The organism is Lactobacillus acetotolerans DSM 20749 = JCM 3825, assembly GCF_001436775.1.
GTDB classification, from domain to species: Bacteria; Bacillota; Bacilli; order Lactobacillales; family Lactobacillaceae; genus Lactobacillus; species Lactobacillus acetotolerans.
Map to the genome: position 1 here is coordinate 43,108 of NZ_AYZC01000002.1, position 19,609 is coordinate 62,716.

The window sequence follows — 19,609 nt, forward strand, 5'->3', positions numbered from 1 at the left end:
TGAATGAACTTTAAAAGCTGTCATTTCTTGATAGAAGTGGCGGCTTTTTTGTTTTATAATGACTAAGATACTTATTTAATCAAAAGGAGACGGCTCGAGTGCGGCGAAAAATTCATTATTTGGATTATCACATTTTAATACCATATTTGTTGCTTGTAATTCTTGGGGTAATTTTAGTTTACTCAGCAAGTTCAGATATTTTACTGGTTAATGGCTTTAAACCGGCTACTTATGGAATTAAGCAAGCTATTTACGCTATTGTAGCCTTTACCCTTTTTGGCATCCCAATGTTTGCGTTAAAGCTTAATGTTTTCAAAAGTAGGCGTTTTGTTGCCTGGTTCTTAGCCATTAGTATTTTCCTTTTAGCATTTTTGGTGGTTTTGAAAGTTATTAAGGGGTCTAGTGCGGCTGTTAATGGTGCCGTTGGCTGGATTAATTTAGGCTTTATTAGCATTCAACCACTTGAAATTGCTAAATTGGCACTGGTCATTTACCTTGCCTATGTGTTGAACCGCCGTGACGGTAAATTTCAAAAGGGGCACATTTGGCAAAATTTATCACATCCAGCATTGCTTTCAGCATTTATGATGTGCCTGGTTATTGTTGAACCAGATTTTGGTGGTACGGCCATTCTCTTCATGATTGTTTTGGTAATGTTCTCCGTATCTGGTGTGCCAACGAAAATCGCTTTGAGCTGGCTGGTGGGAATTGCCCTAATTGTATTCCTGGTATTTTTCATTGTTATATCTTGGAATCCTAAATTTTTGCAAGACAGTTATCAATTTCAGCGGCTGATGTCTTTCATGCATCCCTTTAAGCTCGAACGAAAGGGTGGTGCCCAACTGGTTAACTCCTATTATGCAATTCATAACGGTGGTTTATTTGGTGTAGGGTTAGGTAACAGCATGCAAAAGCGTGGCTATCTGCCAGAACCATATACCGACTTTATTTTGGCTGTTGCAGCCGAAGAAATTGGTGCCATAGGGGCCATCTTTATCGTTGGCCTGTTGTTCTACTTGATGTGGAGCATTATGGAAGTGGGTATACATGCTACTACTCAATTCAATGCTTTGATTTGTTTTGGTGTAACGACTATTATTTTTACAGAGACACTATTTAACGTAGGTGCCGTCTTGGGACTACTTCCTATCACGGGGGTCACGTTGCCGTTTGTTTCTTATGGCGGCTCGTCGATGATTGTTTTAACAGCGTCAATCGGATTAGTCCTAAACGTTGCAGCTAATGAAAAGATTAAAAGGGAGGCCGAAGATACGGTCGCATGAGTATTAATCAAGATTTAGAAAATACTGGTATAACTAAAAGGTTAGGCTTAATTGTCCACCTCAAGCCAGCTAGTGATCAGTACAAGTTACGGCATTTTGGTGATATTGTCTATTTTTCAAAGAAGTTACGTTACTGCATTTTATACGTTGATAAAAAAGATGCTAAACAAATAATTAATGAAATAAGTAGCTTACCGTTTGTGGTTAAAGTTGAATCTTCTAAAGAAGAGAGTATCGATTTAGGCAGTGATCATATTGAGCAACAAATTACTGATTTAGCACAAAAAGCTGAAGACAAGTTGCAAAAAGTGCAGGAAAAGAATAAGGATCAACTGTAATGAGAATTATTTCAGGTAAATATGCCAAGCGTAACTTATATACGTTGAAAAGCAGAAAAACGAGACCTACTAGTGATAAAGTCAAAGAATCTTTATTTAATAGTTTAGGTCAGTTTTTTAATGGCGGACAAGTATTAGATCTTTATGGTGGCAGTGGTGCTTTAGGAATTGAAGCAGTTTCTAGGGGCTGCGAGCATGCCACGATTGTAGATATTAATTATGCAGCTGTGGAAGTTATTCGCAAAAATGTGGCTTTGACTAAGGAAAATAAGCGTTTTTCTGTTTATAAGATGTCTAGTAATACTGCATTAAATTATTTTGCAAAAAAAGCTTTGAAGTTTGATTTGATTTTTTTAGATCCGCCGTATGCAAAGCAGAAAATTGCGACTGATATGAAAAAAATGGATGAATTAAATCTTTTAAATGAGAAGGCAATTGTGGTGGCTGAAACTGATGATGAAACTGAATTAGGTGCGATACCTGATTTTTCTTTGATTAAAGATCATCACTTAGGTAAAACTATTGTCAGAATTTATCGGAAAGGAAACTAATGACAGTTGCACTTTTTCCGGGTAGTTATGATCCAATTACTAATGGGCATGTTGACGTTGCTTTAAAAGCAGCGCAAATTTTTGATAAGGTTTATGTCGCCGTAATGACCAACACTGCCAAACAGTATATATTTAGTGCTGATGAACGGGTTAAGTTGGTTCAGGATGCTCTGAAAGGTAATCCCAAAATTGTGGTCTTGAAACGACCTGATGCTTTAACGGTTAATGTTGCCCGCGAACTGGGGGCTAGCGTGATTGTGCGCGGGGTCAGAAATAGTGATGATTTTCGCTATGAGCAACAAATTGCAGGAATAAATAAGCAGTTGGATCCAGATGTCCAAACGGTTTTAATGTTTACTGCTTCAAAAAATAGTTTTGTAGCGTCCAGCATGATCAAAGAAGTAGCCAAATTTTCTGGGGATGTGAGTGCATTTTTACCTGAAAAATCTGCCCGAGCACTGAAAGAAAAGATGCGACGAAACCATGCAAAATGAGACGAAACAGGCTAAACAGAACAGGAATAAAGCTCGTAATTGGCTAATTGCCCTCATAGTTTTGGTCGTGGTGACAGTTGTTGCTTGCTGGCCAACAAATTATTATATTGAAAGCCCTGGTGAAGCTGTACCTGTTGGGCAATTTATTAAATCTAAGAATAAAAAGCCCAATAATTTTTATTTAGTAACTGTAAGCGAGACTAGTAGGCCGGCTTCGGTAGCCCAATATTTGTGGAGTTACACCAGAAAATTTGATACCCGGATTCCTAGTTCTGAATTACTAGGCGGGCAGACTGGTAGCCAGTATCAAGAATTGCAGGGCTGGTTTATGGATACCAGCCAGCAAAATGCCATTTACTATGCGGCAAAAAAGGCTGGTCTTAAGCCTAAGTTAAACTATAAGGGTGTTTATGTGTTAAATGTACAGAAGCACTCTAGCTTTAAGAATAAGCTACAGGTGGGCGATACTGTCCTGGGAGCAAATGGTCACAATTTTCACTCAACTGAAGGAATGATGACCTATTTGCAAAAACAGAAAATTGGTTCAAAGGTTACCATTTCAGTTTTACGTAATGATGAAAAGAAACTTTTTACAGGAAAAATTGTTCACGTTGAAGGAACAAATAAGGCTGGTATTGGTATTCAATTAGTTGAGCACGTTAAAGTCACAACTAAACCTAAATTAACTATTAATGCGGGACAAATTGGCGGCCCTTCTGCCGGGTTAATGTTTACGTTAACCAGTTATGAAGTCTTTACTAATCACAATTTGACTAAGGGTCATAAAGTTGCGGGTACAGGCACAATTGCTCCCAATGGTCAGGTTGGAATTATCGGTGGCGCCGATAAAAAGGTTGTGTCTGCAAGTAAAGCCGGTGCAGAAATATTCTTTGCCCCGACTGATTCTACCGGTGTGAAAAAATCTGCGACGAATTACGTGGTTGCCAAGAAGACTGCTAAACAGATTCATACTAAGATGAAGATTGTACCAGTGAGCTCATTTGAAGATGCGCTTAAGTATTTGAAGAGTCATTATTAATTATATTTTTAGAAAGCCCAGACGAAGGTCTGAGCTTTTTTTGCGTACTTTAATAATGAGGTGATCAAGGTGGATTTTGATAAAATTAAAAATTTCGTGATAGAAAAGAAAAAATATTTTCTTATTGCTTTAGTTGTGCTCGTTCTTTTATTCTGGTTTAAACAGGGGGATAGTGGCAAGACCGATAATTCTAACGTGCTCAATGAAAAAACGGAAAAAGTCGGTTCTTCAACTTCTTCAGCTAAAGGTGCAAACGTGGCAAGTAAGGCAGAAGAAAATAAATCTAAAACAGTTACTTGTGATATTTCTGGTGCGGTTAAAAATCAGGGTGTATATACCTTAAAAAATGGTGCAAGGTTGCAGGAATTAATCGAAGCAGCTGGTGGTACAGTTAAAAAAGCACAATTAAAGGCGGTCAACAGGGCACTATTGCTTAAAGATCAAGATAAAATTCATATCCCGTATAAAGGTGAGAAAGTTGATAACGCAACAACTGTTGCTTCGGCTAATGGTTCTGCTTCCGCTACAGGTTCTGGCGCTAGTGGGCAAAGTGGCGAAAAAGTTAATTTAAATACTGCGGCTGCCGCTGATTTGCAAAAATTAAATGGTATTGGAGAGAAAAAAGCGGAACAGATAATTGCTTACCGTGAAGAAAATGGTCAATTCAAGAAAATAGAAGATTTGACACAAGTTTCAGGTATTGGAGAGAAGACCTTTGCAGCCCTCAAAGATCAATTGGAAATCTAAGCTATTTAGTCCGGGCTTTTTCTTATTAACCGCGCTTTTATTAGTAGATTTGAGTTTCTTAATTTATCAATCTAATGCGAAGTTACAAAAATTAACGGCTATAATTATTGCAGCTTACTTATTGTTTTTATTATTGCGAAAATATAATACTCTGAAATTCATTGTCTTTGGCTTGCTTGCTGTTGGCTTTATTAGCGTAAATCTCAATAATAGGAAAGATGCATTCTCCTTAAAAGAAGATACGGTCATTAAAGTTTATCCGGATCAAGTTAAGCTTAAAGACGGTTGGATGTCTGCCACCGGGAGTGCTGGAAAAGATAAGATCTTAGTTTCCGGGAATGTTTCTAAAGATGATGAGAAATTAATAGAGCAAGGGCGAACACTGTTCTTAACAAATATAGCTGGGGATGTAACTGAGATAACGCCGGCAACTAATTATGGTGAGTTTGATTACCGAAAGTATTATGCCAGCAAAAACATTTCGCAGAAGATTAAATTGCAGCATTACGATTTAATAACGGGTCCTAATAATTTAATTGATAAATTGCATAGTTTTCGATTTAACTTACAATCTTATTTTAAGAAAATGCCGCGAATACTAGCTTTTTTCAGTAGTGAATTGCTTTTAGCTGAAAACCCTTCAACAGATAATCAAGAGATACTTAATAATTATCGGGATCTGGGTGTGATCCACATATTGAGTATTTCCGGTCTGCACGTCGGAATTTATACTTTGCTGGTTAGTGCGGTCTGCTTTTGGCTAAAATTTACCGAAGAAGAAACTTTTCTTTGTTGCTTCTTTATTTTATTAATTGGTATTTTCTTGAGTAATGGCCAGGCTGGATTTATTCGGGCAAGTTTGAGTTATATTTTAAGTAAATTATTTAGATTTAAGAAATGGCAAATTGTCCAGGCTGATGTACTAGGGCTTACCTGTTTATTGCATTTGTTAGTTGATCCGCGCTTATTTATGGGTGTAGGTGCAATTTTAAGTTATGTGCTCGTTTTTGGCTTGCAGTTAACCAATAAGTTGTCTAGTTTTAAACAATCTGTTGCGTTGAATTTGCTTTTAACGCCACTACTTTTGTTCTATTTTTTCCAATTTAATTTGCTTACGGTTATTTTTAATATGCTTATTGTGCCGTACTTTAACTGGGTGGTAATGCCGGTAACTTTTATTAATTTAATATTATTTAAACTTACGCCCAGTGGCGCTAATTTCTTAGAATTAATTTTAAAAAACGGTGAGCAGCTAATTGGCGAGCTTTCCGCAACCAGGATTGGGCTTTTCACATTTGGCAAAATAAGTTGGTGGCAATGCTTATTACTTTTATTTATCACGGCAATTTTTCTTATTGTTGTGAATGAAAAGAAAGAAAATAAAAAACTTAAACGGAAAATAGCTATCGGAACTTTATGCATTTATATAGTATTCTTCTGCTTGATCCACTTTCCGATAAAAGGACAAGTAACTTTTATTGATGTTGGTCAGGGAGACAGTATTCTTATTACAACACCGTTTCCACGTAAGGTTTATATGATTGATACCGGTGGTAAGTTGAACTTTACGGGTAAAAAAATAACTCCGCAAGTCAACAAGATTACGTTGCCGTTTCTAAAAGCACAGGGGATTAGTCAGATAGATGGATTATTTGTGTCACACCAAGATGCAGATCACGTTGGTGATTTGGGGCCATTACTTGAACAGGTTAAAGTAAAAAAATTATATATGGCACAGGGATTAATTGCCAATCCGTCTTTTCAAAAAAGAATTGATGGCAAGATCAGGCATACGAAATTAGTTGAATTATTAGCGGGGATGCAGGTAAAAGAACCTAAAATCAACTTTTCAGTTATTTATCCGTTTAAGGCTGGTGAGGGGAAGAATGAAGATTCTTTGTCTTTGGCATTTGAATTAGCTAATAAACGGTGGATGTTCACCGGCGATTTAGGCCAAGACGGTGAAAAAGAGATTATGAATAAAATTGGGATACAGGTAGATTACTTTAAATTAGGACATCATGGTAGTAAGACTTCCTCTAATCCTGAATTTTTAAAGAGTTTACAACCTAAGGAAGTTTTTATTTCTGCGGGACGAAAAAATCGCTTTGGCCACCCGCATCCGGAAACTTTAGCTACGCTGAAAAAGCAGCAGATACCGTGGGTTTCAACTCAGGACTGTGGTATGATTAGCTGGGCTTACGGTGGTTTTACAAAACCAGAATTTAAACATTTTTTAGCGGTGGATGATCAATGACTTTACTTTCCTTATTTAAAAATACGAATAACAATAATCCTCAAACCTTAATTTGGGGTGAGGATAGTTTCTTAAATGATTATTTAGCCCATTCATATGCTCATGAAAAGAAGTTTGTGGAATTAGACCGAATAACAGTCGACTGCGAAACTGATGGATTAGATAATTTAATTGCGGATTTAACAGAATCAAGTTTGTTTAGCAGTCAAAAATTAATTGTTGTGAAGAATCCTTTCTTTTTAACTTCTAAAGCACCTAAAAAAATGAAAAAGCAATTTGACCAATTAGAAAGAATTTTTGCCCATATTCAAGGCAGTGACAACGTAGTTATAATAATTGCTTCGTACAACAAACTTGATCGGCGAAAGAAGCTAACTAAAACAGTACTCAGTAATTTTAATGTGGTAGAGACTAAAATAAAGACCTATGAAGTTACAGCAATTGCTAAGTCAATAATTGGAGCAGAGGGATATACTATTTCTCAGCCTGCTTTGCAATTACTTGTTCAACGCAGTGATCAGGTAATGGATACTATTTTGAGTAATTATAATAAATTAAAAATGGCAGCCACAGATAATAAGATCACCGAAAAGCTGGTTGAACAAAATATTGATTTGTCGCTAGCACAAAATGTTTTTGCTATTTTAGAATCTGCGTTAAAGCATAGCTATCGGGAAGCTGCAGAACGATTAGATAATCAACTGCGTGAAGGGAGTAATCCCATACAGTTATTGGCAGTTTTTGAAAATCAAATTGAGCTAATTCTTGTGGTTAAAATTTTAGCTAAAAGGGGACGAAATGAACCGCAAATTGTCAAAGAATTAGGAGTTCATCCGTACCGTGTGAAATTAGCTTTAAGAAATAAAATATCTGTAGAAAAATTAGAAGAACTTTTGGAAGCAGCCATTAAGTTAGATTATAACTATAAGAATGGTACTTATCATGCCAATAACTTCCTGAAAATGTTTGTTTTAAATGTTTGAAAAAAGCAAAAAAGCCAAGGAACAAATTAATTTGTTCCTTGGCTTTTATTTATAGTTAATAAATTACTTAACTAATTTAGCTAAACGCTTCTTGTCACGGTTGGCCTTGTTCTTATGAATTAAGCCTTTTAAAGCAGCCTTATCCAATGCACGGACAGCAGCAACATGTAATTCGGAGGCGTCTTCAGCACCAGCTGCTTGAGCATCCTTGAACTTCTTAACAGTAGTTCTTAACTTGTTCATTTGAGCAGCGTTACGCTTTCTAGCAGCATCTTGAGTCTTAACACGTTTAATAGCTGATTTGATTTGTGGCATGAAATTCACCTCCAATAATCGTTAATTTTACTTAATTGATTATACTTAAGAATAATGAGAGATGCAAGGTAATTTATACTTGCTTTTTTAAAAAATAGTCTGTATCATATTATATTGTTGTGAACCGCTAACGCTGTTTGCTCGCTCACACCTGACGGCTAACGTTGTTAACGGCAATTATTTATTGAAAGGTGAAATTAATTATGGCAATTTCAAAAACTGAAAAAAATGACATTATTAAGAAGTATGCAACCCATGAAGGTGACACTGGTTCAACAGAAGTTCAAGTTGCTCTTTTAACTACAGACATTAATAACTTGACTGATCACATGAAGAATCACTCACATGATCACCATTCTTACGTTGGTTTACTTAAGAAAATTGGTCACCGTCGTAACTTACTTCGTTACTTGAAGGATAATGATATTAATCGTTACCGTGATTTAATTAAGAGATTAGGTTTACGTCGTTAATCTTCAAACTAATAAACAAGAAGCCAGCCCATTTATTGGGCTGGCTTTTTGTTTTTGTCATAATTACTTGCTTTATGCTAAAATTGATTAAGATTCTTTTTACGTTGTGATCGTTAAGATCCATAAATTTAACAATTAAAACAAATAAATTAAATATTTAAAGATAGAAAAGGAAATAAAATGGCTGATCAAATTAAAATTATGATTTTGAGCGGCGTACGTGAACAAGGAAAAGATATGTTCGCAGTTCAAGTCAACGATGAAATTTTTGTCCTTGATGCTGGGCTGAAATATCCAGATAGTTCTTTGTTTGGAATCGATGTTGTTATCCCTGACCTCGATTTCTTTGCACAGTACGGTGACCGTGTAGTTGGGATCTTTTTAACGCATGGGCATGCGGATTCAATTGGGGCTTTACCATATATTTTACGTAAATATGATATTCCGGTATTTGGTTCAAAACTTACTATTGAGCTCGCAAAGATTACGGTAAAACGTGAAAATAAACATTGTAAGAACAGTCTCTTCCACGTTATTGACGCAGATACTGAGATTGATTTTAAGAATGCGAATATCTCATTCTTCCATACAACCCACTCAATTCCAGAATCATTAGGAATTGATGTGCATACACCAGCCGGTGAGGTAGTTTACACCGGTGACTTTAAGTTTGATCCATCTGCTGCTCCGCATTATCGTACAGACATGGATCGTTTAGCAGAAATTGAAGAAAAGGGTGTATTAGCCCTCCTTAGTGATTCATCTAATGCTGAATCTTCATTTCCAAATGCTTCAGAGCAGGATATTGGTAAGTATGTAACCAGTGTCTTTAGAAATGCAACCGGAAGAATTATTGTTGCTTCAAAGGCTTCTAATTTGAATAGGGTGCAGGAAGTTTTAAACGCGGCTGATGCAACCGGCAAACGGGTTCTTTTAACAGGGCGAGACGTCGGCAAGATAGTTCGGACTGCGATGAAATTAGGTTACCTAAAGGTACCTAAAGGACTGTTAATGCGGGTTAAGGACTTAAAGAATACCCCAGATAATAAGACTGTGATTTTAGAGACCGGTCAGATGGGTGAGCCCTTAAATTCGCTGCAAAAGATGGCTAAGAAGCGCCACAGTATGATTACTATTCATAAGGGTGATTTGGTCTTTATTGTAACCACTCCGTCTCATGCCGTTGAAACAATGGTTGCCCAAACCAGTGATATGGTTTATCGCGCAGGCGGTACCGTAATTCAACTGGGTAAAGATAAACATACTAGTGGTCATGCAACAGGCCGTGATTTACAACTTTTAATTGATACAATTAAACCTAAATTCTTGATCCCGGTAATTGGTGAATACCGTTTGCTTGAAGTTCATAAGGATTTAGCAATTAAGGCAGGAATAAAGAAAGACAATATCTTTATTACCAAGAACGGCGATTGCTTGGATTATGATTTCAAGAAAAAGCGATTCTACTTATCTGACCCCGTTCCTGGAGAGGATACAATGATCGATGGCTCCGGTGTTGGTGACGTTGGTAACATTGTTTTGCGTGACCGGGAAGTTCTGTCTGATGACGGTATCCTCATTGCTGTTGTGACTATTGACAGAAAGAAAAAGAAGATTATCTCTGAGCCGCAGGTTACGAGTCGTGGTTTCGTCTACATTAAGGCTAACCACCAATTAATGCGTGATTCAATTGAAGTAATTAAAAAAGCCATTAATAATAACTTTGAACACAAGAAGTTCGATTGGACCGAGCTTAAGAAGGATGTTAGAAATGATCTAGAGAAGTTTCTCTACAAGAAGACTAACCGTCGTCCGGTTGTGTTGCCAGTTGTGATGGAAGTTAACCAAAACCGTCACCGTGCAATGCAGAAGCGCAATAATAAAAATGAACCTTCCAAGAAAAAGAATAACAACCAGCATCCAGTTGAAGTAAATAAGACTGGTAAAAAAATTGTTAAAAAAGACAAGAATAATAAGAAAGATTAAGCATGACATCTCTAAGTCAAAAGAATTTGATGAAACTTGCCAAGCAAAGCGAAGCAAAGGGTGATACTAAGACAGCTATTCAGAATTTGGAAGAAGCACTACGTGATAGCCAACCAACTGAAATAGTTATTGAACTTTGTGACCTTTACCTTAAGAGTAAACAAGAAGATCAGGCATACGCTTTGATTAAAGAGGAGCCTGATCTTTTTTCTGATGAGCGGATTTTTGCAGAATACAGTAAAATATTGCAGGCTAACCACTTTCTGATCGAGGCACTTGAGTTAGAACACTTACGTCGAGAAAAATTATCTGTGAAAGTGAAACCTGCTGATCTTAAAACTCAGCAGGAAATTATGCGGGCTTTTAAAACTAAAAAGCAGGTGAGCCAGGCAGATTATGAGCAACTACTCAAACTTGATTTGGTCAACTTTAAAACTTTTGCTCAAAGTATGCTACTGGATCCAAGCCAAAACTTTGCGGTTCGTCTTTCTCTATGTGAAGATTTAGTGCGCTTAGGTGTGAAGAATAAAATTAAAGTTTGGATAATTGGCAACCAGGAGGAATTTGTCCCCGCTGCCACTTCTTTATTAGAGAAAGAGACAATTTATCAGGAGATTGTTTCCTCTATGGGGAGTAAATATCACAACCGCCCAAGCCAACTTCCACTAGTGCTTGGTGAAGTGAACCTAGTCTTAGGCAGCCTCTATCCCAAGCTTTCTAAATATGTTGATGAGCCTGACAGTTTTGCTAGTGACTTATCTTCGTACTTGGAAAATCATGACGGCAGAGGTCATCAAAAATTATTTAAAGCAATTTATGCTAATTTACCCCAATAAATTAAGCAGAAAAGCTTTACATTTTAAAAGTATTTAGTATAATTAGTAGATGATATTTTCATTTGGCATGGCTCTATGCATTTAAATACTAGGCATTTGCCAGTGAAAGTAGTACAATATTCAACAGAGAATTATCCGTTACTTATCTTGACGGACTTCTTGCAAATTTACAGGAGGGTCATTTTAATGGCAGAAAAAAAACAACATTACGTTAGAACAAAGCCACACGTAAACATTGGTACCATCGGTCACGTTGACCATGGTAAGACAACCTTAACTGCGGCTATTACTAAGGTATTATCTGAAAAGGGCTTGGCAAAGGCTGAAGATTATGCACAAATCGATGCTGCGCCAGAAGAAAAGGAACGTGGTATTACTATTAATACTGCCCACGTTGAGTACGAGACTCCATATCGTCACTATGCTCACATGGATGCTCCAGGTCACGCTGACTACATCAAGAACATGATTACCGGTGCTGCCCAAATGGATGGTGCTATCTTAGTTGTTGCTGCAACTGATGGTCCAATGCCACAGACTCGTGAGCATATTTTGCTTGCTCGTCAAGTTGGTGTTAACTACATCGTTGTCTTCTTAAACAAGACGGATTTGGTTGACGATCCAGAACTTATCGATTTAGTCGAGATGGAAGTTCGTGACCTGTTGACTGAATACGATTACCCTGGTGATGATATTCCAGTTGTTCGTGGTTCAGCTTTGAAAGCTTTACAAGGCGACAAGAAGGAACAAGAAACCATCATGAAGCTTATGACTATCGTTGATGAATATATTCCAACGCCAGAACGTAAGATGGATAAACCATTCTTAATGCCAGTTGAAGATGTCTTCACTATTACTGGTCGTGGTACTGTTGCTTCTGGTCGTATTGACCGTGGTACTGTTAAGATCGGTGACGATGTTGAAATCGTTGGTTTGGTAGACAAAGTTCTTAAATCAGTTGTTACTGGTTTGGAAATGTTCCACAAGACTTTGGACTTAGGTGAAGCCGGCGACAACGTTGGTATTTTACTTCGTGGTATTGACCGTGACCAAGTTGTTCGTGGTCAAGTATTAGCTGCACCTGGTTCTATTCAAACTCATCGCAAGTTTAAGGGTCAAGTTTATGTATTGAAGAAGGAAGAAGGAGGTCGTCATACCCCATTCTTCTCTGACTACCGTCCACAATTCTATTTCTACACCACTGATGTTACTGGTGAAATCGAATTGCCTGAAGGTACTGAAATGGTTATGCCTGGTGATAACACTGAATTCACTGTTACCTTAATTAAGCCAGCTGCTATTGAAAAAGGTACTAAATTCACTATCCGTGAAGGTGGTCGTACTGTTGGTGCTGGTCAGGTTACTGATATTCTTGACTAGTTTCTAAAATATAGTTAAAAAGATGTACTTCTTCATAGAAGTACATCTTTTTTTTGCCTTAATTTGTTTTTTATGAGCGTTTAAGGTAAGATAATTTAGTATGCAAGTAGCAAACTCAAACTTGACATTGGAGGTATTTAATTAATGTCTGTAAAATGGAATAAAACTGGTAAAACTACCGGTGAACTTACTTTTGATATTTCACAAAATGAAGTTAAATTGGGTTTAGACCAGGCTTTTAGAAGAGTAAAAAAGAACTTACGTGTACCCGGCTTCAGAAAAGGTCACGTTTCTCGTGTTATCTTCGATCAATATTATGGTGAAGAAGCATTATATGAAAATGCTTTGAACCTTGTATTGCCTAATGCTTATTCTGCAGCTGTTAAAGAAGCTGGAATTAAAGCAGTTGGTCAACCACAAGTTCAACCAGTATCAATGGATAAAGGCAAGGACTGGACAATGAAGGCCATTGTCACAGTTCAACCAGAAGTTAAATTAGGCAAGTACAAGGGTATCGAAGTTCCCAAACAAAATACCCGTGTATACGCTAAGGACGTTGACGCTGAACTTGATAAGCGTCGTAAGCAAAATGCGGAACTTGTTCTTAAGAAGGGTGAAGCTAAGAAGGGTGATACTGTAACCATCGATTACAAAGGTACCATAAATGGTAAAACCTTTGATGGTGGTTCAGCTAAGGACTACTCACTTGAATTGGGTTCAGGTTCATTTATCCCTGGTTTTGAAGATCAACTTATTGGTCACATGGCTGGAGACGATGTTGATGTTGTTGTAACTTTCCCTAAGAATTATGGTGCAAAGGATTTGGCTGGTAAAGAGGCCCACTTTGCAACTAAGTTACATGAAGTTAAATCAAAACAACTTCCTAAATTAGATGATGAGTTTGCTAAGGATGTTGATGATTCAGTAGATACACTTGATCAATTGAAAGATAAGATCAAGAAGAACTTGAAGGATCAAAAAGAAAACAACGCTAAAGAGGCTATTCAACAAGACTCTATTGAAGGCGCTGTAAAGAATGCCACGGTTGATAAAATTCCTGATGCTATGATTCAAGAAGATGTTGATACACAAATGAATCAATACTTAGGAAACATGCAACGTCAAGGCATTGACCCACAAACTTATTACAAGTTGACTAACAGTAATGAACAACAATTACGTGCACAATTTGGTAAGGATGCTGCTGAAAGAGTCAAAACCAATTTAGTACTTGAAGCCATCGTTAAAAAGGAAGGCCTCAAAGCTACTAAAGACGAAATGAACAAGGAAATTAAAGACCTTGCTAAAGAATACAACATGAAGGAAAAGGTTGTTCGTAACACCTTAACTGATGACATGTTGACTCATGATATTACTGTACGTAAGGCTATGGATCTTATCACTGATAGCGCAAAGCAAGTCGCTAAGTCTAAACTTAAGGACGACAAAAAAGATGATAAGAAGAGCACTAAGAAGTCCAGTAAAAAAGACAGCAAAAAGTCTAAAAAGTAATTATTGAACATAATTAAATAATCAGGGTGGTTGTTAAGCAACCACCTTTTTATTTTTATAAACAAAAATCTCTCATAGTTGGCTTTTTTATGGTAACCTGAACTTTGATAAACATTAGGAGGAATAATATGGTAACACAGTTTACAGATCAAAAAGAGATCAAGTGCTCTTTTTGTGGTAAAACGCAAGACCAAGTCAAAAAGATGATCGCTGGAAACGGTGTATACATCTGTAACGAATGTGTTGACTTGTCTAAAAAAATAATTGACGATGAGTTACGGGTTGATTCTCTTAAAAAGGCTCGTAATTTACCAAAGCCAATGGAAATCAAAAAACAACTTGACCAATACGTAATTGGTCAGGATAGAGCCAAGAAAGTCCTTTCAGTAGCCGTATATAACCATTACAAACGTATTAGCCAGATGGACGTAGATTCATCGACTGAATTACAAAAATCAAATATAGCCATGATAGGGCCGACAGGATCAGGTAAAACTTACTTAGCTCAAACTTTGGCTAAGATTTTGAACGTTCCGTTTGCGATTGCGGATGCAACTACTCTTACTGAAGCTGGGTATGTTGGTGAAGATGTAGAAAATATCCTGCTTAAGTTATTGCAAAATGCTGATTATGATTTAGAACGCGCTCAACGTGGAATTATTTACATTGATGAAATTGATAAAATTTCTAAAAAATCAGAAAATGTTTCAATTACGCGAGATGTATCTGGAGAAGGTGTTCAGCAATCATTGCTGAAAATTCTAGAAGGTACCATTGCTTCAGTTCCACCTCAGGGTGGTCGTAAGCATCCACAACAAGAAATGATTCGTATGGATACTTCTAACATTCTTTTTATTGTCGGTGGTGCTTTTGATGGAATCGAGCAAATTGTTAAGAATCGCTTAGGTAAAAAGACTATTGGTTTTGGTGCTGAGAGCCAGGTTAATAAAATTGATGCAAATAATTGGGCTAGTCATTTAACTACAGGTGATTTAGTCAAATTTGGTATGATTCCAGAATTTATTGGAAGAATACCAATTATTACAACTTTGGATAAGCTTGATAGAAATGATTTGGTAAGAATTTTAACAGAACCAAAGAATGCCCTGGTTAAGCAATATAAAAAGTTGCTCTCGCTTGATGATGTTAAGCTGAAGTTTACCGATGGTGCTTTGAAAGCAATTGCCGATATGGCAATTGATCGGAATATGGGTGCTCGTGGCTTACGAACAATTATTGAAAATTCTATGATAGGCATTATGTATAAAACGCCAAGCGAAAAGGATATTGAAGAAGTTGAAATTACTAAAGATGTCATTACCCGTCATGCGCAACCTAGAATTACTCGTAAAAAAGACGATAATAATTCAAGTGAAGAGGATGTAAAGGCAACAGCAAATGATAATTAGAAGTAGCGATTACGCTATTAGTGCTGTTCGTGAAGATCAATATCCAAAAGACAATCTGCCAGAAATAGCTTTGGCTGGTCGCTCTAATGTTGGAAAATCTAGTTTAATTAATAGCTTGCTTAATCGTAAAAATCTAGCAAGAACGTCTGCCCAACCCGGTAAAACACAGACCTTGAATTTCTATATTATCAATGATGAATTTTACCTTGTAGATGTTCCAGGTTATGGTTATGCACGTGTTTCGCAAAAACAACGGCAAGCATTTGGTGAGATGATTCAAAATTATCTTGAAACCAGGGCAAATTTAAAAGGAATTATTATTTTGGTTGATTCTCGACGTGAACCAACTAAAGATGATGTTGCAATGTATAATTATGCGCAATATCTTAATTTACCTATTTTACTTGTTTGTACTAAAATAGATAAAGTAAAAAGAAGCCAAGTCAATAAAGTAATGGCTGGGCTTAAAAAGAAAATAAATTTAAATTATGATAATGTGACTGTTCTAACTTTTAGTTCTGTAACTAAACTACATGTAAAGGAACTAGGAAATTGGATCGAGAAACAATTAAAATAATTTTAAAGGTTACTAATTAAATTTAGTAGCTTTTTTTGTTAAAAAAAGATTTGTAGCTATGACTAAATGATAAAATGAAAGGGGGTTAATATTAGAAAGTAGAGGTTCTTTTGGAAAAAGATACACAAAAGAAACAAGTATTAACAACTACAAGTTTAGTGTTAATGATTATTACGACTGTTTACGGTTTTGGGAATGTTTCAGTTTCATATGAACAGATGACCTATGCCGGTATAATTTGGTTTGTCCTAGCTGGTATTTGCTTTTTCTTTCCAGCTGGTTTAATGATGGCAGAATATGGTTCTGCTTTTCATGACGCTGAAGGAGGCATTTATTCTTGGCTCGCTGGCTCCATCGGAGAAAAGTGGGCGTTTATTGGTACATTTGTTTGGCTTGCTAACTGGGTATTATGGTTAGTAGCCAGCGCTTCAAGGTTATGGATATCAATTTCTGCTTTGATTTTTGGTAAAGATACAACTCAGAGCTGGCATTTCTTAGGTTTACACGGAACGCAATTGATTGGTGTTTTAGCAATTTTATTTATGATTGTGTCGACATACTTATCTTCACGTGGAATGACCGGTATTAAAATTATGTCATCAATCGGTGGCTTCTTTATGATTGCTATGAACCTTGTCTTTATTATTTCAAGCATTATAGTTATTATTCTAAATCATGGTCAATTAGCTCAGCCAATTACTGGTTGGCAAAGTTTTATTATTTCACCTAATAAAAGCTTTCAAACACCAATAACAATTATTTCATTTATTGTTTATGCAGTCTTTGCATATGGCGGTATGGAAACAGTTGGTGGTGTAACTGACAGTATGAAGCATCCAGAAAAGGATTTTCCTAAAGGATTAATAATTGGCAGTTTGTTTACCATTATTTCTTATGTTTTAATGATTTTTATGACTGGATTTTCAGTCAATTATCAAAAAGATATTTTAGGTGGTAATGCTAATACTGGTAACATTACATATGTTGTTTATGGCACTTTAGGTAAAGCGATTGGTTCTGCTTTTCATCTTAATATGGCTACATCACTTATGATTGGTGAAATTTTCACCAGAGCAATCGCCTTATCCGGTTTAATGGGAATGATTGGGGCATTCTTCGTATTACTGTATTCCCCAATTAAATCATTTATCTTGGGCTCTAATCCGCATTTATGGCCTAAAGCGGCTACCAAATTGAATAAGCATAATATTCCAGCGAACGCAATGTGGGCACAAACTATTTTCGTATGTTTGATCATTGCTTTTGTTTCATTTGGTGGATCAGCAGCAGCTAATTTTTATCAAATTCTAACTGATATGGGCAATGTAGCTGCTACTGCACCATATATTTTCTTAATTGGTGCATTTCCGTTTTTCTTAAAGAAAGATTATCCAAGAAAATTTAGAGTTTTCACTAATTATAAATGGACGGTTGCATTAGTAATATTCGTTGAGATTATTGTATGTACAGGAATTATTTTTACGGTATTACAACCAATTTTGCAACACCAATATGCAAAAGCATTTTGGACTGGATTTGGTCCGATCTTCTTTGCTTTAATAGCCTATATTTTTTATCATGTTTCTAAAAAGAAAAATAATGTAGATTAAATTTGAATCCATATAAAAATAACCTTCAGTACAAGCTGAAGGTTATTTTTTGTTTTATCTATGCTCTTTTGGTATCTTCTTTCGCTGATTAAATAATTCTGCTATTAATTTGAAGAAACCGTAAGCGATTAATAAAATGCCAATTAAAATTGTTAATTTTCTTGTAAAGTAATTGGAATTTACAACCATTATGATACCTAATGCAAAGGCCACTATTGCTTCTGCAAATACAATTATTTTTTGGAAAATACCAGGTACATTGTGAATAATAATTCTGCGTAAGCGTAGGTAAGAATAGATAATTAAGAAAATTCCTAAAAAATAGTGAGCTAAAAAGATTAATAGTCGGTTATTAGAAATTAAAGCGATGGATAAAGCAAAAATAACTAAATAACTGATAATAAAAAATTGCTTCTGTCTGTTCTGCAATTTAGATTCTGCAACTTGAAAAATTTGTTTTACGCTGAATCCTATTCCAGCAAATGCTACTAGAGCACCAAATGCTCGAATAGAATACTGTGGTGTGATTAAATCAACAATTCCTAAAATTACCATAATCCATCCAATGATACTATCTGTGGAAAATAGTAATTTACCTAGGTGAAGATTTTTAAGCATGTCCCAAAACGCACTGACTAAACTTCCAAAAACAAATTTAGTTCGTCTTGATGAATCAGCTAATGATAAAAGAATTGCTCCGAAACCACCGAAACCATTTTTACCTAACTCATTAATTTTTTTTGCACCACTTGATGCAAGGGCAGAGAAGAGGTCGTTGACTAAAGACTCCCGTTCTTGCAGCGTAGCATTACCTATCCACTGATTAATTAATTGATTATAAATACGGGATTGCGGGTTACGATATCTTCTGGTAACAAAATGTGATCCAGCTATTTCCCAGCTAAAAGCATCATGTTGGCTTAAAGTTTTACGTGAACTGCTTACAATTGTTGGTTCGATTCCTTCAGGTTCAAAAAGCCGGCCAATAATACTGTATTCAGGTACATAACGTTTAAGAACTTCATCTAAATATTTATCCGGTAACTGATTGCCAACTTCTTGAGCTATGCCGGGAGCATCGAAAGTATAAATTCCCTTAATTCGCTTACGCATTTTTGGTTCGACGTTTAAAGCCGCATATTCAGCTAAGTTTCCACCTTTAGAATGTCCGCCTAACAAATAATTCTCATTATCATTTTTCATAATCTCAGATAAATAATCGACTGCTTCTTGTTGCGCAATTGTTTTTTTGAAACTAATTTCAAAATCTTCCTTCCAACCGACAAGTGAATCATCAGTACCTCGAAAGGAGATAAAATTTGTTTTATCAGCTAATTGAATCTTAATTGCGCTAAATTGGGTTTGATCATTTAAAGTATTTATAAAGTAGGATAATTTAGCATTTTTGAAACGATTTGCTTTAGACATTAACCTTAATAGTTGTTTGTAACCGTCGTTATTTTGTGTGGGATGCCCCGGTGCAAAATATTTTTTTGCTGCTTCTTGAACAGTGCTTGTCTTTTCATCTTCTGAAACGATATCAGGTAGGTCTAAATATGAAAAGATTGAAAGAACTAACGCGTCAACTTCATTAAAAGGTGCTTGATCCAGGTCAATATCACCGCGCCATTTAAGATATGAACAAATATTATTATCTGGATACAAGACATCACCTCCGTTATTAATTATAGTTTATAAGTTAATTCTAAACTTAAAATAACTATTAAATAAAGAAAAAGATCCAATTAATAGGAAATTTTATTTTCCCTGATTTAAAATTGAAGTGCAACACAAATAGAACTTAAACAAAAAGGTCATG

The 19,609-nt window shown here is 36.1% G+C and carries 18 protein-coding genes; 16 read left to right on the top strand and 2 right to left on the bottom strand.

Annotated features, from left to right (window positions below):
- Positions 1 to 98: 98 nt before the first annotated feature.
- From FC77_RS00865 to holA, 8 genes are all read left to right on the top strand, one after another.
- Entirely contained in the window at positions 99 to 1,283 is a 1,185-nt protein-coding gene (locus FC77_RS00865; protein WP_054681248.1) for an FtsW/RodA/SpoVE family cell cycle protein, read from the top strand.
- Positions 1,280 to 1,621, top strand: coding sequence for a YlbG family protein (locus FC77_RS00870; protein WP_056969602.1), 342 nt, complete (start codon positions 1,280 to 1,282; stop codon positions 1,619 to 1,621). The genes FC77_RS00865 and FC77_RS00870 overlap by 4 nt, the downstream gene beginning before the upstream one ends.
- A complete protein-coding gene (gene rsmD, locus FC77_RS00875) occupies positions 1,621 to 2,172 on the top strand; it encodes a 16S rRNA (guanine(966)-N(2))-methyltransferase RsmD (protein ID WP_056969604.1) in 552 nt (183 codons plus the stop codon). The genes FC77_RS00870 and rsmD overlap by 1 nt, the downstream gene beginning before the upstream one ends.
- Positions 2,172 to 2,666 (top strand): pantetheine-phosphate adenylyltransferase, encoded by a 495-nt coding sequence (gene coaD, locus FC77_RS00880; protein WP_056969606.1) that lies wholly within the window; start codon positions 2,172 to 2,174, stop codon positions 2,664 to 2,666. The genes rsmD and coaD overlap by 1 nt, the downstream gene beginning before the upstream one ends.
- Positions 2,656 to 3,705: a SepM family pheromone-processing serine protease gene (locus FC77_RS00885; RefSeq protein ID WP_056969609.1), complete on the top strand. Its 1,050-nt coding sequence runs from the start codon at positions 2,656 to 2,658 to the stop codon at positions 3,703 to 3,705. The genes coaD and FC77_RS00885 overlap by 11 nt, the downstream gene beginning before the upstream one ends.
- Positions 3,706 to 3,774: 69 nt before the next feature.
- The gene (locus tag FC77_RS00890) at positions 3,775 to 4,452 is read left to right on the top strand and encodes a helix-hairpin-helix domain-containing protein (RefSeq protein WP_056969610.1); all 678 of its coding nucleotides are present in this window, start codon (positions 3,775 to 3,777) and stop codon (positions 4,450 to 4,452) included.
- Entirely contained in the window at positions 4,421 to 6,709 is a 2,289-nt protein-coding gene (locus tag FC77_RS00895) for a DNA internalization-related competence protein ComEC/Rec2 (RefSeq protein WP_056969612.1), read from the top strand. Before FC77_RS00890 ends, FC77_RS00895 begins: the two co-directional genes overlap by 32 nt.
- Complete coding sequence (gene holA / locus FC77_RS00900; RefSeq protein ID WP_056969614.1) at positions 6,706 to 7,692, top strand: DNA polymerase III subunit delta; 987 nt, start codon at positions 6,706 to 6,708, stop codon at positions 7,690 to 7,692. The genes FC77_RS00895 and holA overlap by 4 nt, the downstream gene beginning before the upstream one ends.
- A gap of 63 nt (positions 7,693 to 7,755) precedes the next feature.
- On the opposite strand, the gene rpsT is transcribed toward holA, so the two are convergent.
- A complete protein-coding gene (gene rpsT / locus FC77_RS00905; protein WP_054681247.1) occupies positions 7,756 to 8,007 on the bottom strand; it encodes a 30S ribosomal protein S20 in 252 nt (83 codons plus the stop codon).
- Positions 8,008 to 8,210: 203 nt separating this feature from the next.
- Between rpsT and rpsO the strand changes: the two genes are divergently transcribed.
- The 8 genes from rpsO to yjeM all read left to right on the top strand — a co-directional run bounded on the left by rpsO (position 8,211) and on the right by yjeM (position 17,790).
- Positions 8,211 to 8,480 carry a 30S ribosomal protein S15 gene (gene rpsO / locus FC77_RS00910; RefSeq protein WP_056969616.1) on the top strand — a complete coding sequence of 90 codons (270 nt, stop codon included), beginning with the start codon at positions 8,211 to 8,213 and terminating at the stop codon, positions 8,478 to 8,480.
- 180 nt (positions 8,481 to 8,660) lie between these two features.
- Positions 8,661 to 10,466, top strand: coding sequence for a ribonuclease J (locus tag FC77_RS00915; RefSeq protein ID WP_056969618.1), 1,806 nt, complete (start codon positions 8,661 to 8,663; stop codon positions 10,464 to 10,466).
- A gap of 2 nt (positions 10,467 to 10,468) precedes the next feature.
- Entirely contained in the window at positions 10,469 to 11,302 is an 834-nt protein-coding gene (locus FC77_RS00920) for a tetratricopeptide repeat protein (RefSeq protein WP_054681245.1), read from the top strand.
- Positions 11,303 to 11,488: 186 nt separating this feature from the next.
- On the top strand, positions 11,489 to 12,682 hold the full coding sequence (tuf, locus tag FC77_RS00925; RefSeq protein WP_054681243.1) for an elongation factor Tu: 1,194 nt from the start codon (positions 11,489 to 11,491) through the stop codon (positions 12,680 to 12,682).
- Positions 12,683 to 12,826: 144 nt separating this feature from the next.
- Positions 12,827 to 14,194: a trigger factor gene (tig, locus tag FC77_RS00930; RefSeq protein ID WP_056969620.1), complete on the top strand. Its 1,368-nt coding sequence runs from the start codon at positions 12,827 to 12,829 to the stop codon at positions 14,192 to 14,194.
- Positions 14,195 to 14,322: 128 nt separating this feature from the next.
- Positions 14,323 to 15,603, top strand: a complete 1,281-nt coding sequence (clpX, locus tag FC77_RS00935) for an ATP-dependent Clp protease ATP-binding subunit ClpX (RefSeq protein WP_056969621.1) — start codon at positions 14,323 to 14,325, stop codon at positions 15,601 to 15,603.
- Positions 15,593 to 16,180, top strand: coding sequence for a ribosome biogenesis GTP-binding protein YihA/YsxC (yihA, locus tag FC77_RS00940; RefSeq protein ID WP_054681241.1), 588 nt, complete (start codon positions 15,593 to 15,595; stop codon positions 16,178 to 16,180). The genes clpX and yihA overlap by 11 nt, the downstream gene beginning before the upstream one ends.
- Positions 16,181 to 16,290: 110 nt before the next feature.
- Positions 16,291 to 17,790: a glutamate/gamma-aminobutyrate family transporter YjeM gene (gene yjeM / locus FC77_RS00945; RefSeq protein ID WP_082621100.1), complete on the top strand. Its 1,500-nt coding sequence runs from the start codon at positions 16,291 to 16,293 to the stop codon at positions 17,788 to 17,790.
- Positions 17,791 to 17,844: 54 nt separating this feature from the next.
- Here yjeM and FC77_RS00950 read toward each other — a convergent pair whose 3' ends face one another.
- A complete protein-coding gene (locus FC77_RS00950) occupies positions 17,845 to 19,455 on the bottom strand; it encodes an Mbeg1-like protein (protein WP_056969623.1) in 1,611 nt (536 codons plus the stop codon).
- Positions 19,456 to 19,609: the final 154 nt, after the last annotated feature.